This window comes from Micromonospora palythoicola, assembly GCF_036689795.1.
Classification (GTDB): Bacteria; Actinomycetota; Actinomycetes; order Mycobacteriales; family Micromonosporaceae; genus Micromonospora; species Micromonospora palythoicola.
Map to the genome: position 1 here is coordinate 1 of NZ_JBAGKI010000094.1, position 17,682 is coordinate 17,682.

Genomic DNA, 17,682 nt, shown 5'->3' on the forward strand with positions numbered 1-17,682 from the left:
GCCCACCCGCCCCACCACCCTGACCGACCTCCCCCCCCCCCCCCCCCCCCCACCCCCCTCGCCCGCGATCTTGCACTTTTGGTCTCGGCAACGGGTGCAAAGGTGGCGTATCGGCGACCAGAACTGCAAGATCGACGAGGCGGGGCGGGGCGGGGCGGGGCGAGGCGGGGTGGGGTGGGGGGTGGGGGACGGGTGGGCGGCCCTCCGTGCTGCCGACGCGGAGGGCCGCCCTTCACCGGGGGATATCGGTGTCCGTGGGGTTTTGGAGCCCTTGGAGCAGATTACCGATGGATGGGAGTCTCGGGAAGAGTGTCCGACTTTGTGGGCTGGTGACTCGGCGATCGTGCCCCGCCACGCACCGGTAGGACGACGAGCAGCACCAGACAGAGCCAGACGTACGCGTTGCGGAGCGCGAACTCCCACGGGCTGCCGGTGGGCGACGGCGTGATCCCCCAGTCGTAGAAGGACACCACCCCGTACACGATGATCGAGGTGACGCTGACGGCGATGATCACCAAACGGCGGCGTCGACGGGCGCCCGCGGCGGTGCGCGGGTCGGTGCCCAGCGCGGCGTCGGCGAGGATCACCACCGCCGGGATGAACCAGTAGATGTGGTGTGTCCAGGTGATCGGGCTGATCAGCGCCGCCACCAGGCCGGTAAGCGTCAGGCCGGTCAGCGCGTCTCCGGCCTGCGACGCCCGCACCGCCCGCCACAACCCGTACCCGCTGACCACCGCGACCAGCAGCAGCCAGACCAGCCGGTTCGGCTCCTCCGGAGCGGTGAGCCGGCTCAGCAGTCCGAACAGTGACTGGTTGCCGGTGTAGTCGGTGCGGCCGACCCGGTCGGTGGCCCACAACTCGTGCGTCCAGAACCGCCACGAGTCACCGGGTGCGACCGCCGCGGCGAGCAGGGTCGCCCCGGCCGCGGTCGCCCCGGCCACCACCGCCGCCCGCCACCGCCGGGTCGCCAGCAGGTAGATCACGAAGATGGCCGGGAACAGCTTGAGCGCCGCCGCCAACCCGATGCCCACCCCGGCCCAGCGGCTGTCACGGGGTACGGCGAACAGCAGGTCGGCCAGGATCAGCACCACCAGCAGCATGTTGATCTGCCCGAAGGTGATCGTCTCCCGGGTGCTCTCCACGCCGAGCACGAACAGTACGCCCACCACCAGGGTGAACAGGTGAGGTAGCCGGTGCCGACGGATCACCGGATCGAGCAGCCACTTCGTGGTGACCACCACGCCGAGCAGGGTCAGCCCGGTGAAGATCGCCACGGTGGCGCCCAGCTTCAACCAGGAGAACGGCAGCAGGATCAGCGCGGCGAACGGCGGGTAGGTGAAGAACAACTCGCCCTGCACCCGGTCCGGCTGTGCGTAGTCGTACAGCGGATTGCCGGCGGCCCACCAGTCCATGGCCGCCATATAGATCTTCAGGTCGAAGAAGTCGTGGGTGCGTCCCGGCAGGTAGAGAGCCGGGAGCACCGCCGCCAACGCCAGTGCTCCGACGACCCGGCGGGCCGTACGGCTGCCCGGATCGTCCAGGTCGACGCAGGGTGGTGTGGCGGGTTCGGCGGGCACGGGGAAGACCCTAGCGGTCGGTGACCGTGACGGCGCGGAGCCACGAGACTTGGCCTGCGCGTAGGCTGTCCCGGTGGCTGATCTTCTCGTCTGGATCGACTGTGAGATGACCGGGCTGGACCTCGGTGGCGACAAACTCATCGAGGTCGCCGCGCTGGTCACCGACCCCGACCTCAACGTGCTCGGTGACGGCGTCGACGTGGTGATCCACGCTGACGACGCCGCGCTGGACGCGATGCCCGAGATCGTCCGGACGATGCACGGCAAGTCGGGACTGACCGACGAGGTACGCCGCTCCACCGTCACCCTCGCCGAGGCGGAGGATCGGGTGCTCGACTACGTCACCCGCCACGTCAAGGATCCGCGCACCGCGCCGCTGTGTGGCAACTCGATCGCCACCGATCGTGGCTTCATCGCCCGGGACATGCCCCGCCTCGACGCCCACCTGCACTACCGCATGATCGACGTCTCCTCGATCAAGGAACTGTGCCGCCGCTGGTATCCCCGGGTGTACTTCGGCCAGCCGCAGAAGGGCTTGGCGCACCGGGCCCTGGCCGACATCCGGGAGAGCATCCGCGAGCTGGAGTACTACCGGCGGACCATCTTCGTTCCCCTGCCCGGGCCTGACGTGGAGAGCGCCAAGGCGATCGCCGGCGAACTCTGACGCCCAGGACTGCCGGGGGCGTGTCCCCTCGCGGCCGGGCGGCAACCCGCTGGACGGGGTCGGCCGTGGTGGGGGTATGATTTCACCGCACCCGCCCCTGGCGATCGACCGGGAGCGGCGGCATGGTGGCTGTAGCTCAGTTGGCAGAGCACCGGGTTGTGGTCCCGGTTGTCGTGGGTTCAATTCCCATCAGTCACCCCACCGGTCAGGCCCCCTCCACGGAGGGGGCCTGACGCTTTCGGGGTGACCGGCAGTCGGCCCGCTGAGGGGAGCAGCCGCCCCCGGTTGCGGCATGACGCGGTATGCCCCGCCGACGGAGGCCGCAGGTTGCGGCATGTCGTGGCACCGGTGCCGGCGTGCGGGTCAGGCGCCAGGGGCCTCGCTCGCCTCGACGTCCGGGTCGGTCTCGTCGTTGGCTGCCGGCTCGTACGGCAGGGCGCTGCCCTTGACGTACTCCTCCCAGCTGACGTTCCAGTCCGTCCAGCCGTTGCCGAGCTGGAGCTTGCGCTCGGTGCCCTTGACGACGATCGGGTCACCGACCCTGGTGTTCTTGAACAGCCAGGCGCCGTTGGCCATCGAGACGTTCACGCAGCCGTGCGAGACGTTCGTCGTGCCCTGCTGCCCCTCCGACCAGGGTGCCGCGTGGATGAACTCGCCACCCCAGGTGAGCCGCTGCGCGTAGTCGATCTTCGTTCGGTACCCGTCCTCGGGGCCCAGCTCGTCGTAGGTGTCGAAGACCGTCTTGCGCAGCTTCTCCATCACCACCATGGTGCCGCTGGAGGACGGGGTGCTCTTCTTGCCCAGGCTCACCGGAATGGTCTTGATCTTCTCGCCGTTCTTGGTGACGGTCATCCGCTTGGTGCCGTTGTCCACCGTCATCAGCAGCTTCGGGCCGATGGCGATGTCGACGGTCAGGTCGGCCCGGCCGTACCAGCCGTCGCCAAGCGGCAGCCCACCGGCCTGCACCCGGTACGACACCTTGCTGCCGGCCTGCCAGAACTCCTTCGGCCGGTAGCGGATCTCGGTGGGGCTCACCCAGTGCCAGATGCCCTCCTGGGCCGGCTCCGAGGTCACCGTCATCCGGCGTTGCAGGTCGGCGCGGTACTTCTCCGGGATGTCCCGGCCGAACTTGACGATCAGCGGCATGGCCACCCCGACCGTCTGGTCGTCGCCGAGGAAACTGCTGATGCGTACCTGCTTCTCCGGCTTCTCCATCACGGTGAAGGCGCTGGTCGCCGTCGCCGGCAGGCCGTCGTCGCCGGTCGCGGTGACGGTGACGGTGTACGACGCGCCGTAGGTCAACGCCCCCGCCGGCAGCCAACTGCGGCCGTCGGCGGCGAGCTCGCCCTCGACCGACTCGCCCTCGGCGTCGGTCAGCTCGACCGTGACGTCCTCGGCCTGCTCGGCGGCGAAGGCGATCGCCGCCGACGCCGGCACGTCCTTGGCGTCCGCCGCCGGCTCGCTGATGCTCACCGACGCCTTCGCGGCCGGCTGGTCGGCACCGTCCTGCCAACCCGGCCCCTTGTCGCCACCCTTACCGCCGGTGCAGGCGGAGGTCAGCGCCAACGTCACGACGAGCAGGCCCGCGGCGAGCACCCCCCGCCTCCGGTTGCGCTGGTCCCGAATCCGCATGGTGTCCTCACAGTCGTGGTCCGCTTCCCGTCCACATCACTGACGCACCGGTTCACGTACCCGTTGCGCCTAGTGAACCGAAACACGTGGAGCGGGATGTCCGGATAGTGACATATTTCGTCCGGTCAGACGGCCGGACCGGCGCCACCGTCCGGAACTGGCAGCGCACTGCCCTTGACGAACTCCGACCAGCTCAGGTTCCACGCGGTCCAGCCGTTGCCCGCCGCCAGCTTGCGTTCGGTGCCGGTGATGGTGATCGGATCACCGATCTTCGTGCGTTGGAAGAGCCAGCGGGCGTTCGCCATCGAGACGTTCACGCAGCCGTGGGAGACATTCTGCCGCCCCTGGACGTGCTCCGACCAGGGTGCCGCGTGGATGTACTCGCCGCCCCAGGTCAGTCGCTGGGCGAATTCGATGTCGGTGACGTACCGGTTCTCCGGATCCGGGTCGTCCATCGTGTCGAAGACAGTCGCTTCCTTCTTCTCCATCACCACGAGCGTGCCGCTGGACGAGGGGGTCTTCTTCTTGCCCAGGCTGACCGGCAACGTCTTGACCAGCTGCCCGTCCTCGTACACCCGCATCTGCTTGTCCGAGTTGGTCACCTTCATCTCGAAGGCCGAGCCGATCTTCGCGGTGGCGCTGCGGTCGACGTTGCCGTACCTGCCGTTGCTCAGCGGGATGCCGGCCAGGGCGATGCGTACCGTCAGCTTGGTGCCGGCCTTCCAGTACTCCGGCGCCCGGTAGTACGCCTGCGTGCCGTTGCTCACCCAGTGCCAGGCGCCCGGCTGCGGCGGGTCGGTCCGCACGAACATCCGTTTCTGCACCTTGGCCCGGTCCTTGGCCGGGATGCCCGGGTGGAACTCCGCCACCACCGGCATCGCCACCCCGTACGTCCGGTCGTCGAACAGGTACAACCCGGAGGTGATCATCGAGCCCGGCTTGGCCATCGTGGTGAACGTGCTGGTGCCCTCGCTCACCGCGCCGTCCGGCCCCTTCGCGGCGACGGTGGCGGTGTAACGGGTGGACCACTTCAGCGGGGCCGACGGCACCCACGACGACCCGTCCGTACGCAGCCTGCCCTTGATCGTCTTGCCGTCCTCGGTCTTGAGGGTGACCTGCGACACCTCGCCGCCGTCCGGCAGCTTCGCGCCGATCTCCACGCTGACCGGCCGGTTCTTCGACCCGTCGGCCGGGCTCACCGTCAGCGGCGGACCACTCGACACCGCCGGCGGGACCGGCGTCCCGGTGCCGGTCGCACCGGATGTCTGACCGGGTACGAACTCGGCCACCGCACGTTCCTCGCCGCAGCCCGACAATGCCAGCGACGCCACCAGCCCCAAGCCGCCCAACAGCGCCCCGGTCCGCGCGAACCTGCCCATCCCCACCCCTGTCGTTGCGCACCTGGCGGACATCGTGCCGTACCGCTGCCGTCCGGCATCACCCCGGTCCCACACTTTGCGAGGGATTTTTGGCTAATGTCCGATAAGCTCGACCGAAGGGGTGAGCCCGGGATCGGATTGGAACCCGGTTCGGGGCGCGTGCTAGTGTTTCCCCCGTTGTCAGCGAGCGCCGCTAGCTCAACTGGCAGAGCAGCGGACTCTTAATCCGCGGGTTCGGGGTTCGAGTCCCTGGCGGCGCACCAACGAGCAAGGCCCTGACCTGGTAGAACTCTGCCAGTCAGGGCCTTTTTCGCGTACGCCGGTGGTGGGTGGTGGCTCGGTGGGTGCTCGGGAGCCGTTGGACCGGGCCGGTGTCGGTGGGACGCGGTGCGGTGCCAGCGGACAGACCCTTGATCAACCGGGTGAGTTGCTGCCAGTGCGTCTCGGGCGTGGATGGGGGCTGGTTGTGCGTAGGTCGGTGCGGGCCATTCTGCTGGATGAGGACGACCGTCTCGTGCTGATCAAGCGGACCAAGTCCGGCCAGGCGCCGTACTGGACCACGCCGGGCGGTGGTGTGGAGTCGACGGATGCCTCTCTGGAGGCTGCGCTTCGTCGGGAGCTGCTGGAGGAACTTGGTGCCTCGGTCGATCGGTTCGCCCAGGTGTTCCTGTTCACCGTCCCGGCTGGTGAGGGTGTTTCTGTCCAGTACTTCTTCGCCTGTCGGCTACTCGAGCTGCGGGAGGATGCCCGAATCGGGCCGGAGTTCGATGATCCGTCGCGTGGTGACTATCGGCTCGACCGAGTGACGATCGACAAGCTGCCTGCGGTGGATCTCAAGCCGGAAGGGCTGACCGAGTTCATCACCTCCAACAAGGAGGCCCTGCTCTCGGTGTAGGCAGCTTGGCCAGAGCAACTTGCCCCTTACGGGCCGGCCGGGACGACCCGAAGGTGGCCGGGGACAACGTCCAGGGATACGACGTGTTGTTCTACGACGCGCAGACAAGCTCGTGCTGGGACGACAGATCAAGACGTTCGCCGGCAAACCGAATCAGTTTCCGGGCCGGCTCAGCGATGCGGCGCCGAACATGCAATACGACGGAGAGCTGCTGGTCCAGGTAGCGCCCGGTGTCGACGCGGCGGCTGTGGAGGGCATGATGAAAAGCTTCTGGGGCAACCGCTCCGATGCACGGCTAGCCGCCTACCAGAACATGTGGGTGGCGTTCCGGTCGCCGGACGGCAGGCCGCTGGGCTTGTGGATGCCAGGTGCGCGTGGCATGGGCGTGCCGGGCTGAACGGGGGACGACCTATGGGAATTGACGCCACCTTGTTCTGCCTGTGCCGACGGGTCCAGCTTGTCCTCGGCAAGCCGGTGCGTAACTCGTGGGACGACATCACCTACTTCGCCTACGCGCACCCGAGTACGCCGAAGCACAGTCAGTCGCGGCGGATGTCGGGGGCGTTGTGGAAGATCTTCGCGGAGCATGTCGGCCACCAGTTGCAGGTGATCTACGACTCTCAGTTGGAGTACGACGAGATGTGGGAGCCGCCTGGGCCTCCGGTCATGATCGGCGGTGACGAGCCTGGCGACATCGAGTTCAGTGACTACCTTGCCGACTGGCCCGAGGACAGTTTCGCCGACTACCCCAGTAACGGGTGGGATGTGTCGAAGACCGGCTACCTGTCCTGTTTCCGTTGTCGGGAACGGCTCTGCCTGGGGCAGGCGGTGCGCGACGCCGACGGCCGAGTGTTGTTCTTCCACAGTGGTGGTTTGGAGACTCCGGCCAACTCCCGGCAGCCGGTGCTCAACCGGGCGGTCTGGCGGTTTCTGGCCCACCACTCCACGCATGAATTGCCGATCATTGTCGGTCCACCGTACGACCGGGACATCGACAGGTACGTCGAGATCGGCGGCCAGCGGCCTGACGATGTTCCGTTTGACGACTACCTGGCCAACTGGCCGGGGTAGGCCGGGCGCATTCACCCGGCACGTCGCTCCGCATCAAGGGACGACGCCACGCCGACAGCCCACCCGAGGCGCGTGACGGTGGTGCTCCCTGGGTGCTCGGCCGCCATGGACCGGCTCGCTCGGAGTGGACTGGGGAACCTCGGTTTGGCACGAACGGGCGAAGCCAGGCAGCGCGTGGACCGGTGCGACCTGAAGGAACGGGAGAGCACTGATCAACGCCGCCAGGAACCCAGGTCGTGCGACTCCCGGAGGAGTCGACCCGGTTTCCCGCGAGCGGTGGGACAGAAATGCCCGGCCGACGGGGGACAGCGACGACGATCGGAGCCGGTGGGGGAGTCGCGCTCGACGCCGTACAGAAGCCGAACCTGCCGGATCCCTCCGGTCCGTTGCCGGTCTGCGTTGACGGCAGGTGCGACACCGGCCCGCATGGAGAAGAAACCGGGCTACCTCAGCCCGAACGATTACGAGACCGCCTGGCACCCCCGCCAGACACAACCAGCCTGACCGCCGATCGCCACCCTGCGGTAGCCGGCGCAGGTAACCACTGTATGGGCGCGGGGAAGACACAGGCTTGCCGAATCAGCCATACGCGTTCCGGGGCTCGGCATCGTGGGTGGTGCGCGCCGCGCACGTGACAGTGGCATTCATCGTCGGTCCTCCTTGTTTGACAAAGCACGAAGTCGGCCCCCAGCGTGTGCGCCGCGGGCCGATCGGGCCGCCGTATCGGGGAAAAGGCAGGGAGAGACCGCTATCGAAGGGCGGGAAATCTCTGGCAAGCACCCCGTCGCGAGCCGGCACCGGTTAACCGGTGACCACGCCTCATAGCTCGGCCAAGGCGACATTTCAAGCTTCATCGACACCATCGCACGAAATCCGGCGACTCGGCTGGAAGGGTTATGAGTCCGCACCTCCACGACTTCGCTGCCGAGCAACCGGGCTGGCCTGCTGAGGGTCGAGGCGGAGTATTGGTCAAAGCCATCGTTGTGGGTGTGCCGACACGTCAAGCATTGACTCTGATCATGCCATCCGGCACACTTTCCGGAGTCGCCACGATGCGGCCGGTAAGCCCTTTGTTGCAAGGTTGTTTCGGCAGTCAACGTAGACAGGCCCGGGTCCCCACAATGGCGTTGGGGATTACATAGAGTCTCTTCCCAGCATTTGGACGTCGATGGCTTTCTCGCCTGCCGGTTCCGCGTGCCTACGGGCACAGTTCTGCCGCTTGTGTGTCGCGGCTCTGGACTCGTCTCTGAAAGCCGGGTGGCGTATTTCTGACCGGTGCGGCTGATTCAGACCCAGATCTGAGTCGGCCTGTTCGTTTCCCCATGGATCGGAGATCTAGTGCGCATCGCCTTCCTCACCACTACTCAGCATGGCCACCTCAACCCGTACATTCCGGTGGTCAACGCGCTCCGAGCCGCCGGCAACGAGGTGGTGCTGCTGTTGGTGTCGGCGGACGGTGGCGTGCTCGGCGAGCAGCGTCGCCAGGCCGTGGGCGCGGCGGAGGTCCACATGGTCGGGCAGGTCCAGATGGCGCCGTGGAGCGACGATCCGGCAAAGATCGGTCCGATGCTCGAATCGTCACCGCTGGCGGACCAGGTGGCTGATGCGCTGCGGGCGACGGCGCCGGACTTCGCGCTGCTCGATTCGCTGCCGGTACTGGCGGCAGCGATGGCGGGGGCCCAGGCGTCCGGTGTGCCGTACGGGATGATCTGGGCAAACCTCGGCGGAGTATGCCCGAAGGAGCGTCGACAAGGTCGCTGGCTGTACGACGAGCAGGTTGGCGACTATCTGACCAGGCGCGGGGTGTTGTGGTCGACCCGGACGCACTCGGCGCGTTCGCCGGTTCTCAATGTGATGCCGACGATTCCCTCGCTCGTCGGGGACGAAGCGGTCACGGACGACGGCGTGCAGCTGGTCGGGTTGCCGGGTGCGGCAGGTGTGCGTGGTGACGAGGTCGCCTTTCCCGGCCTGGCGGACATCGACCCCGGCCGGCCGTTGGTGTTCGTCTCCTTCGGCACGATCTTCTTCAGACGGCCCGAACTCCTCCGCACGGTGATCATGGGGGCGGTGAAGACCGGTGCGCAGGTGATCGCCGCGGTGGGAGATCTCGCTGAGGAACTCGCGCTGCCCGCCGACGTGCTTACCGCCCCGTACGTGCCCCAACGTGAGGTGCTTGAACGTGCCGATGTGTTCATCACCCATGGCGGCTACAACTCGGTGGCGGAGTCGATCCGGGCGGCGACACCGATGCTGGTGATCCCGCTAGCTGTGGACCAGCCTATTCAGGCGTATTTCGTGGAAACCGCGGGCTTCGGCACGGCATTGGAGCCGGTCGACGTCTCAGAACAGGCAGTCGCTGACGCTGTGACCGATCTGCTCGATCCCGGCCGGGACTACCGGGCGCGGCTTCGCGCGGCGCAGCCCGAGTGTGGTGATTCCGCCGCACGCACGGCAGAAATAGTCGGCAGCATGAGCGAGAAGCTACAGCGAAAGGGGGAGCAGTGACGATAGAACTGCAGCGGCCGGTGGATGGCCAGATCGTGTTCGACGATCCTGAGAATTTGTCGTTCCGGGTGGACCGCCGGGCCTACACCGACGACGACGTGGCCGCACAGGAGATGACCAGAATCTTCGATCGCTGCTGGTTGTACGTCGGGCACGAATCGGAGGTGCCCGAGCTGGGCTCCTATGTGTCACGCGACGTCGGAGGGCGCCCGGTGGTCATGGCGCGCGGCTCCGACGGGGTGATCCGAGTGCTTGCCAACAGCTGCCCGCACCGCGGTGCGCTGATCTGCTCGCAGCCGGCCGGGCAGGCCAGATCGTTCCGGTGCCCGTACCACGACTGGACCTTCTCCAACCAGGGTGACCTGGTCGGGGTTCCGCTCCCGGACGGGTACGGCCCAGGCTTCCGCAAGTCCGACTTCGACCTGGCGCGACACCGTAGCGACAGTTACCGGGGTTTCGTGTTCGCGACCTTCGATCCTGAGCAGCCACGCACCTTGACCGAGTATCTGGCGGGCGCGACGGAGTACCTCGATCTGATCGCCGACCAGTCCGAAGTCGGCATGGAGGTGATCCAAGGCGCGCAGTTGCACGGGGCCCGGGCCAACTGGAAGCTGATGATGGAGAACAGCGTCGACATCTACCACTTCCGCGCCCTGCACAAGCGTTACGTGAGCTACATCGAGTCGCTCGGGACGATGGCACCGCGACGGCGGGGCGGGTTCGCCCGCGCTCTCGGACGGGGGCATGGCGCCAATGAGTTGGTACCGGCGGCAGCCCGACCGCTCGCCTACTGGACGCCGATGTTTCCCGCCGAGGTCAGGTCACGGATGGAGGCGACGGCCGCCCGGTTCGTCGAACGGTTCGGCGCCGAACGCGCCCAACGGATCACCGGCGCCAACCGGGCTTTGATGATCTTCCCCAACCTGATGATCATCGACGCCATCGGGATCACCATCCGCAAGATCGACCCGGTCAGCGCCGGCCAGATGTCCATCACCTCGGTCGCGCTGGCCCCCAAGGACGAGGATCCGGACATCCGGGAACTGCGTAAGAGTCACTACCTGACCTTCCTCGGTCCCGCCGGCTTCGCCACCCCCGACGACATCGAGATCATCGAGTCCTGTCAACGGGGATACCTCAATCGCACGCTCCGCCACTCGGACCTGTCACGCGGTATGGGCAAGGAGGTCCCCGAGACCACCGACGAACTGCCAGCCCGGGAGTTCTGGCGGCAGTGGGACCGGCTGATGCACGACGGCGACGACCGCGAGGAAGGTCACCACCTCACTCAGCGGGCCGAGAGGCAAGGGGGGCAACGGCGATGACCACCGACACGATCAACACCGAGCCGGCGGTCGACGAGACGGCCCAGATGCGGTTGTGGCACCGGGTGAGCCAGTTCCTCTTCCGCGAGGCGCGGCTGCTCGACGAGTGGCGCCTGCGCGAGTGGTACGACGAGATGCTGACCGACGACATCCGCTACCTGGTGCCGGCCACGGACGTCCGGGGCGAGCCGGCCGACGCGCTCGGGCTCATCGACGACAACGCCGCCCGGCTACGCCAGCGGATTGAGCAGATCCTCAACGGCGAGGTGTGGTGCGAGAATCCCCGCTCGCGGACGAATCGGATGATCAGCAACGTGGAGATTGTGGCTGATCGGGGCACGCACCTCGACGTGGCGGCGAATGTCGTCGTTTACCGGTTCGGGCACGGGCGCTCTGACTGTTACGTCGGAAAATTTCGGCTCGAACTCGCCGTCGAGGGCGAGTCGTTCCGGGTCCGGAGACGTCTCGTGGTGCTCGACCACGAGAGTCTCTTCGAACACGGAAAGCTCAGCATCATCCTCTGAGATCTGACCGGGACACGGCCCTCCTCACCGCTCTGGGCGCGGGGTGGGTCTGGTCAGGCTGTGCCGGTACCTGCCGCGCTGATCGACGATGCCGGCGGCGGGGCCCCGGCGGCGTCGCCGCCTTCTCGATGTGTACCGACATCTGCGCCGGCACTGCTCGTCGCCTTCGAGGCGGCGTAGCAGCTCACCACTGTCCGACAGGCCACCTGGCACCACGAAGGAGTGATCGATGAACCAGCCGCTCACCCGACATGAGCGGGGTGAGGCCATGTTCAAGCACGTCTTCGGCCGCGAACCCCGCCCAGGCTCCTACCCCGACTTCCTGCAGCTCACCATCGACCACTTGTTCGGTGAGATCTGGACCCGCCCGCACCTGAGTGTCGAGGAACGCGAATTGATCGCGCTGACCGCGGTCGCACTGGCCCGGACCGACTGGGAGCTGCGCGGCCACATCGGTGCCGCCCTCCACCTCGGGATGCCACGAGAGAAGATCGTCGAAATCATCATCCAGCTCGCCTACTACGGGGGTTGGCCGGTTGCCAACAACGGGCTGCGCATCGCCCAGGAGGTATTCGCCGAGCTTGACACCGCCAAGGACACCAACCATGACCAGTGACCCTGCCTCCCTCGACCCCACCGTCAAGGTCGACCTCTGGCGCCAGCGGTTCTTCGAGGCCCAGGCGGCCGCCGAAGAGTTCATTCTCGGCATGCACGGTGATGAAGGCGTATCCGCGTGGATCCAGGCGAACTCGCGCATCACCGCGGACCTACTGCGATCGCAGCGGCCCGCCGGAGAGTCCGCCACCGCCCACTTCATGGCCCGGCTACAGCGCCAACTGCTGCTTTACGACTCGGCGGTGACCAGCGAGCCCCAGCCCTCCGGCACCGTCCTGCGCAACACCGAATGCGGGATCCTGCGGTACCGCAAACTGGCCGCCGGTGCCGGCGTCAAGCTGACCTTCGCCTCACCATGCCAGTACTGTCAGGAACTCAACACCGCCATCGCCGCCCGCTACGTCGAAGCGGACGTCACGGTGTCGTGCGAACAGGCAGGCGAGGGGTGCACCTGGCGCGCGGAATCCCAGCAGGCCGCAGGGGACGGTGCGGCCGGGTCACCTGACCGTGGCGGTACGTAGCTCCTACCGGCAGCAACGCCGTCGGTCGTCGGCTGGTTGTCGCACGTGGAATTTCGGTTCTTGCTCTGGGATGGAGTCCCCGATGAAGGCATCAGTGGTTGTACCGACATTCAACTCGTCCCTGCTGCTGGACCGATGCCTCCGCACGTTCCGTTCACAGAGTCTGGCTGTCGACGATTCCCTCGAAGTGCTCATCGTGGATGACGGATCGACCGACCCGACAGCAGAGACGGTGCAGCGTCACGTGATGGCCGACTCCCGGTTCCGCTACCTGCACCTACCTCGTTCTGCGGCCTCGTCCAGAAGTGCCGCAAGGAATCGCGGTGCGGAAGAATCGACCGGCGACATTCTGATCTTCGTCGATGGTGACCAACTGGTCCCGCCCACCTTCGTCGATCGGCATCTTCACCACTATCGGGACTCAGGCGGGAAGAAGGCCGTCATCGGCTTCAGAAAATATCTGCGGTCACCGGAAGCGTTCGATGAGCGCTTCGTGGAGGGCGGCGCGGAGGAATTCCTCGGCGGCGTGCTGAAAAGCGACATCAGGCTGGACCTGTTGAGCCGCCTGAGCGGTATCGATGATGGCCTGAAGACATCATGGCATCTCTTCTTCACCTGCAACGTGTCTGTACGCAGCGTCGACTACAAGCGCGTCGGTGGGTTCAACGAAGAATTTCGGGGATGGGGCCTGGAGGATTCCGAGTTGGGGTTCAGGCTGGAGCGCGCCGGCACGCGGTTAGTCTTCGACGACGAGAGCTTCGCCTACCATCAAGGGCCGCCGCTGAGCCCCAACGCACGTGTCTATGAGGGCTGGCTGAAGAACTTGAGCCTGTTCATAGCGCTGCACAAGGAATCTCCTGAGGTGATCCTCCAGGCCATGCTCGCGCCAATCTTCAACCCTGCGGTCGGCGCCAACTGGACCGATCTCTACGAGCGGTTCGAAATGTGTGCCAGGTCGACCCCCGCGGCCTTTCCCGGGTCACGTGTCGAGGTCGAGGAGGGCGATGTTCCTGTCGCTGTCGCATAGGCGGAGTTGAACGACGGGTCCGAGACGTCCACAGGAGGCGCCTGGTGGTGACGATGCACGAGAGATCTGTGTGGGCGGAACTCGTCGGCGGTCACAGATCGCGCCGCGACGGGCGGATGAGAATCCTGCATCTGGTGCCCGATGCTGGCTGGTCGCTGGTCACGTCGGCCGTGCTGGTCCAGATCGCCGCGGGGATCCTGCCGGTCGCGTTCATCCTCGCCACCTCAGCCGTGGTCGCCCGAGTGCCGGACGCGGTAGCCGGCGGGCTCGGATCGGCGGCCTGGAGCGACCTTCGGACCAACTTGATCCTCGCGGCGGCCGCGTTCTTCGGAGTGCAGCTGCTGCTGCCGGTACAGGAACTGCTCGGCAACCTGATCCGCCGTCGCCTCGACGACCTCGTCCGTGACCGGTTGATGGCGGCCACCCAAGCGAGCGGCGGCGTGGCCGTCATGGAGGATCCGGAGCTGCTCGATCACGTCGCCGACGCCAAGGACCGGCTGCGGACCGAAATGTGGTCGCCGGGTGCCGCAGGTGCCGGTCAGATCGCGCTGATCTCGCGGTACCTGCAGACCGTGCTCGCCGCCGGGGTCACGTCGGTCGCCTTCGTGTGGTGGGCCGGGCCGGCTCTGCTCGTCGCGGCCCTGACGATCCGTTTCGGCTACCGGCTCGGCCTGTCGGTGTTCACCGAGGTCTTTCGGAGCACCGCCCGGCTGCGGCGCCGCAGCGAATATCTCCGCACCATGCTGCTCCAGCCCGCGGCGGCGAAGGAGTTGCGGGTCTTCGGGCTCCTACCCTGGTTGAAGCAGGAGTACACGACCGCCGCCATGGACGCCGCCCACCCGGTCTGGCGAGCCCGGCGTCGGCTGTTCTACGGCCCCTACATTCTCTATGTTCTTGTCGCCTTCGCGCTGCTGGGCGTGCTGCTGACGGGAGCGGCTCAGGCAACGGCGGCCGGACTGCTCGGCCTGGGCGGGTTGATACTCGTATTCCAGGCGTCGCTGGCAGCCATGCGGATCGGCGGGTTCATCGCCGAGTCCGATGTGGCGACCGAGCAGGGCCTCAACGCCTACCGCTCGGTGGAGCGGATCGAGAGGATGAGCGAGGCCGCCGCCCGCACCACCGAGAGCGGCAGGGGCGATCCGGCAGGACTGCCCAGGACGGTGCTGCGGTTCGACAAGGTGTCCTTCGCCTACCCGGGGGGACCACCGGTGCTGAACGACCTCGACCTCACCATCGAGGCGGGCCGGTCGCTGGCGATCGTCGGCCTCAACGGCGCAGGCAAGACCACCCTCGTGAAGCTGTTGGCCCGGCTCTACGAGCCGACGTCGGGGGCGATCACCGCTGACGGCGTCGACATCCGGACCTTCCCGGCCACGGCCTGGCAGCGCCGGGTCGCGGCAATCTTTCAGGACTTCACCCACTTCGAGTTGCCGGTGCGCGACAACGTCGCCTTCGGGGCGGTCGAGATGCTCACCGAGCCGGAGCGTGCCGACAAGGTGGTCCGGGCCGCCCTGGAAAAGGCCGGCGCGGCGGATGTTGTCGACCGTCTCCCCCGTGGCCTGGAGACTCCACTGTCGCGGCGATACGCCGGCGGCGCCGAACTGTCCGGCGGGCAGTGGCAGCGCATCGCGATCGCCCGTGCTCTCGTCGCAGTCGAGGGTGGCGCCAGCATTCTCGTCCTCGACGAGCCGACCGCCAACCTGGACGTGCGGTCGGAGGTGGCGTTCTTCGAGCGGTTCCTCGACCTGACCCGGGGAGTCACCAGTCTGGTCATCTCGCACCGATTCTCCACGGTGCGCCGTGCCGACCGGATCGTCGTGCTGGAACACGGTCGCGTCGTCGAGGAGGGTACCCACGAGGAGTTGCTCGCCCTCGACGGTCGCTACGCGGAGTTGTTTCGGCTGCAGGCTGCGCGGTTCACCGAGGAAGAGGTGGAAGGCTGTGAATAGGGTGCTGCGCAGTGTCGGCGCGACGCTGGCCTCGGCGTGGCGGCTCAGCCCGGGGAGGCTGATCATCGCCGCCCTGTTGATGATGCTCGGTGCCGTGAGTGGACCCCTGCTGGCGCTCTTTCTGGGGGTGGCGGTCGACGCGGCCCTCGACGGGCGGACCGATGTCGCGGTCTGGACGGCGGCGGCCGCCGCCGTGAGTGTCCTGCTCAGCTTGACGATGGAGCACTTCGCCCACATCTTCTTCTTCGAACTCGGTGATCTGCACAAGCAGGACACCGAACGTCAGCTCGGCGACCTGGCGCACGGGCCGGTCGGGCTGGCGCTGCACGAACGGCGGGACGCCGCAGATCGCTTCGAACTGCTCCGACAACAGTCGTGGACGCTGAGTCAGAGCGTGCAGACCGTCCTGACGATCGGGGTGCTACTCACCCAGATCACCCTGACCGCCGTGCTCCTCGCCCGCATCGAGCCGTGGCTGCTCCTGCTGCCGATCTTCGGTGTCCCCCCGCTGATCGCCGGCCGGCTGGCCGAGAGGCGGCTGGAACGTGCCGAACTCGTGACCGCCGAGTCGGCCCGGCTGAGCTGGCACCTGTTCGAGCTGGCCCTCAGCTCGACAGCCGCCAAGGAGATTCGGCTCTTCGGGCTCGGCGGAGAGCTCCGCCGCCGCCATGGGGTGGTCCGCCGCGAGGTGGACAGGCGCCTGCGTCGGGCTGAATGGGTCGGCGCAGCGCTGCGGTTCACCGGTCAGCTGATCTTCGCGCTCGGGTACATCGGCTCCATCGTGCTGGTCGTTCGCGCCGCTATCAGCGGCGAGCGCACCGTCGGCGACGTCGTCCTCGCCATCACCCTGGCCGTGCAGACCAACGCGCAGGCTGCCGGCGCCGTCGCGCTCGCCCAGGCGCTGCAACGCAACGCCCGGGCCTTCGGGTGGTTGAGCTGGATCCGCGATGCGACACCGCCGGAACCCGGGCCGCCGGCTGACCAGACGCCGCCCGCCGTCCTCACCGACGGCATCGAGCTGCGGGACGTCGCGTTCCGCTACCCGGGCACCGATGTCGACGTACTGCAGGGCCTGAGCCTGCGCATCCCTTCCGGCACGATCGTCGCCATCGTCGGCGACAACGGATCCGGCAAGTCCACCCTGGTCAAGTTGCTCTGCCAGTTCTACCGGCCGACCGCAGGCGAGATCACCATCGATGGCGCCGACCTGCGGCGGCTCGACCCGCTGGGATGGCGCCAGCGGATCTCCGCCAGCTTCCAGGACTACCTCCGGCTGGAGCTGCGGGCCCGGAGCAGCATCGGCCTCGGTGACCTGCCTCGACTCGACGAACCGGGCGCGGTCGAGCGGGCGACCCGGCGAGCAGACGCGGAGGAGGTGATCGACCGGCTGCCGGTCGGCCTGGAGACCTACCTTGGCACGTCCTACGACAACGGCTTCGAACTGTCGGGCGGGCAGTGGCAGCGCATCGCGCTGAGCCGGTCGATGATGCGCGACGATCCGCTGCTGCTGTTGCTCGACGAACCCGCCGCCGCCCTGGACCCGCTGACCGAACACGCCTTGTTCGACCGGTACGCCGACGCGGCGCGCGACGTGGGGATCCGTACCGGCGGAGTCACCGTCTTCGTGTCACACCGGTTCTCGACCGTCCGGATGGCTGACGTGATCCTGGTCGTGTCGGACGGGCGGATCGTGGAGTCCGGCAGCCACGACGAGCTGTTGGCGCTCAACGGGATGTACGCCGAATTCTTCAGCCTGCAGGCGGCCGCATATCGCTGACCGTCAGGGCACGAACATCGAGCGAGACTCCTGATCCGTGGTTCGGGGTTCGAGTCCGTGGCACACGGGTCCCGTGAACAGTCAGGCCGAATGGGGTGGGCCCGGCCGGGCCCACCCCATGTCACGTGCGGCGGGCTGGCAACCGGCCCGCCGCACCGACTACTCGGACTTGCCGCACGCGTCGCCGCCGGTCAACTCGGCCGAGAGCGCCCAGAGCCGCA

15 protein-coding genes and 2 tRNA genes are annotated in these 17,682 nt (G+C 67.4%); 14 read left to right on the top strand and 3 right to left on the bottom strand.

Annotation, left to right across the window (positions count from 1 at the left end; translation table 11 throughout):
- Positions 1 to 281: 281 nt before the first annotated feature.
- Complete coding sequence (locus V5O40_RS26140; protein WP_332907928.1) at positions 282 to 1,577, bottom strand: glycosyltransferase family 87 protein; 1,296 nt, start codon at positions 1,575 to 1,577, stop codon at positions 282 to 284.
- A gap of 73 nt (positions 1,578 to 1,650) precedes the next feature.
- On the opposite strand from V5O40_RS26140, the gene orn reads away from it, so the two are divergent.
- Positions 1,651 to 2,241 carry an oligoribonuclease gene (gene orn, locus V5O40_RS26145; protein ID WP_281566312.1) on the top strand — a complete coding sequence of 197 codons (591 nt, stop codon included), beginning with the start codon at positions 1,651 to 1,653 and terminating at the stop codon, positions 2,239 to 2,241.
- Positions 2,242 to 2,366: 125 nt separating this feature from the next.
- Positions 2,367 to 2,442, top strand: a tRNA-His gene (locus V5O40_RS26150).
- A gap of 162 nt (positions 2,443 to 2,604) precedes the next feature.
- On the opposite strand, the gene V5O40_RS26155 is transcribed toward V5O40_RS26150, so the two are convergent.
- Both V5O40_RS26155 and V5O40_RS26160 read right to left on the bottom strand, forming a co-directional pair.
- Positions 2,605 to 3,873 (bottom strand): L,D-transpeptidase, encoded by a 1,269-nt coding sequence (locus V5O40_RS26155; protein ID WP_332907929.1) that lies wholly within the window; start codon positions 3,871 to 3,873, stop codon positions 2,605 to 2,607.
- A gap of 125 nt (positions 3,874 to 3,998) precedes the next feature.
- On the bottom strand, positions 3,999 to 5,252 hold the full coding sequence (locus tag V5O40_RS26160; protein WP_332907930.1) for a L,D-transpeptidase: 1,254 nt from the start codon (positions 5,250 to 5,252) through the stop codon (positions 3,999 to 4,001).
- Positions 5,253 to 5,439: 187 nt separating this feature from the next.
- Between V5O40_RS26160 and V5O40_RS26165 the strand changes: the two genes are divergently transcribed.
- The 12 genes from V5O40_RS26165 to V5O40_RS26220 all read left to right on the top strand — a co-directional run bounded on the left by V5O40_RS26165 (position 5,440) and on the right by V5O40_RS26220 (position 17,461).
- Positions 5,440 to 5,515 (top strand) — tRNA-Lys (locus V5O40_RS26165).
- Between the two features lie 215 nt (positions 5,516 to 5,730).
- Positions 5,731 to 6,147, top strand: coding sequence for an NUDIX hydrolase (locus V5O40_RS26170; protein WP_332907931.1), 417 nt, complete (start codon positions 5,731 to 5,733; stop codon positions 6,145 to 6,147).
- Between the two features lie 112 nt (positions 6,148 to 6,259).
- Positions 6,260 to 6,544 carry a hypothetical protein gene (locus V5O40_RS26175; RefSeq protein WP_332907932.1) on the top strand — a complete coding sequence of 95 codons (285 nt, stop codon included), beginning with the start codon at positions 6,260 to 6,262 and terminating at the stop codon, positions 6,542 to 6,544.
- Between the two features lie 14 nt (positions 6,545 to 6,558).
- Entirely contained in the window at positions 6,559 to 7,218 is a 660-nt protein-coding gene (locus V5O40_RS26180; protein WP_332907933.1) for a hypothetical protein, read from the top strand.
- Between the two features lie 1,338 nt (positions 7,219 to 8,556).
- Positions 8,557 to 9,723, top strand: coding sequence for a glycosyltransferase (locus V5O40_RS26185; protein ID WP_332907934.1), 1,167 nt, complete (start codon positions 8,557 to 8,559; stop codon positions 9,721 to 9,723).
- On the top strand, positions 9,720 to 11,048 hold the full coding sequence (locus V5O40_RS26190) for an aromatic ring-hydroxylating oxygenase subunit alpha (RefSeq protein WP_332907935.1): 1,329 nt from the start codon (positions 9,720 to 9,722) through the stop codon (positions 11,046 to 11,048). Before V5O40_RS26185 ends, V5O40_RS26190 begins: the two co-directional genes overlap by 4 nt.
- Complete coding sequence (locus V5O40_RS26195; RefSeq protein WP_332907936.1) at positions 11,045 to 11,572, top strand: aromatic-ring-hydroxylating dioxygenase subunit beta; 528 nt, start codon at positions 11,045 to 11,047, stop codon at positions 11,570 to 11,572. Before V5O40_RS26190 ends, V5O40_RS26195 begins: the two co-directional genes overlap by 4 nt.
- Positions 11,573 to 11,801: 229 nt before the next feature.
- Positions 11,802 to 12,188: a carboxymuconolactone decarboxylase family protein gene (locus V5O40_RS26200; RefSeq protein ID WP_332907937.1), complete on the top strand. Its 387-nt coding sequence runs from the start codon at positions 11,802 to 11,804 to the stop codon at positions 12,186 to 12,188.
- Entirely contained in the window at positions 12,178 to 12,708 is a 531-nt protein-coding gene (locus V5O40_RS26205) for a hypothetical protein (protein ID WP_332907938.1), read from the top strand. Before V5O40_RS26200 ends, V5O40_RS26205 begins: the two co-directional genes overlap by 11 nt.
- Positions 12,709 to 12,790: 82 nt before the next feature.
- On the top strand, positions 12,791 to 13,735 hold the full coding sequence (locus V5O40_RS26210; protein WP_332907939.1) for a glycosyltransferase: 945 nt from the start codon (positions 12,791 to 12,793) through the stop codon (positions 13,733 to 13,735).
- Positions 13,736 to 13,851: 116 nt separating this feature from the next.
- On the top strand, positions 13,852 to 15,684 hold the full coding sequence (locus V5O40_RS26215; protein ID WP_332907940.1) for an ABC transporter ATP-binding protein: 1,833 nt from the start codon (positions 13,852 to 13,854) through the stop codon (positions 15,682 to 15,684).
- Positions 15,677 to 17,461: an ABC transporter ATP-binding protein gene (locus tag V5O40_RS26220; RefSeq protein ID WP_332907941.1), complete on the top strand. Its 1,785-nt coding sequence runs from the start codon at positions 15,677 to 15,679 to the stop codon at positions 17,459 to 17,461. Before V5O40_RS26215 ends, V5O40_RS26220 begins: the two co-directional genes overlap by 8 nt.
- Positions 17,462 to 17,682 lie beyond the last annotated feature (221 nt).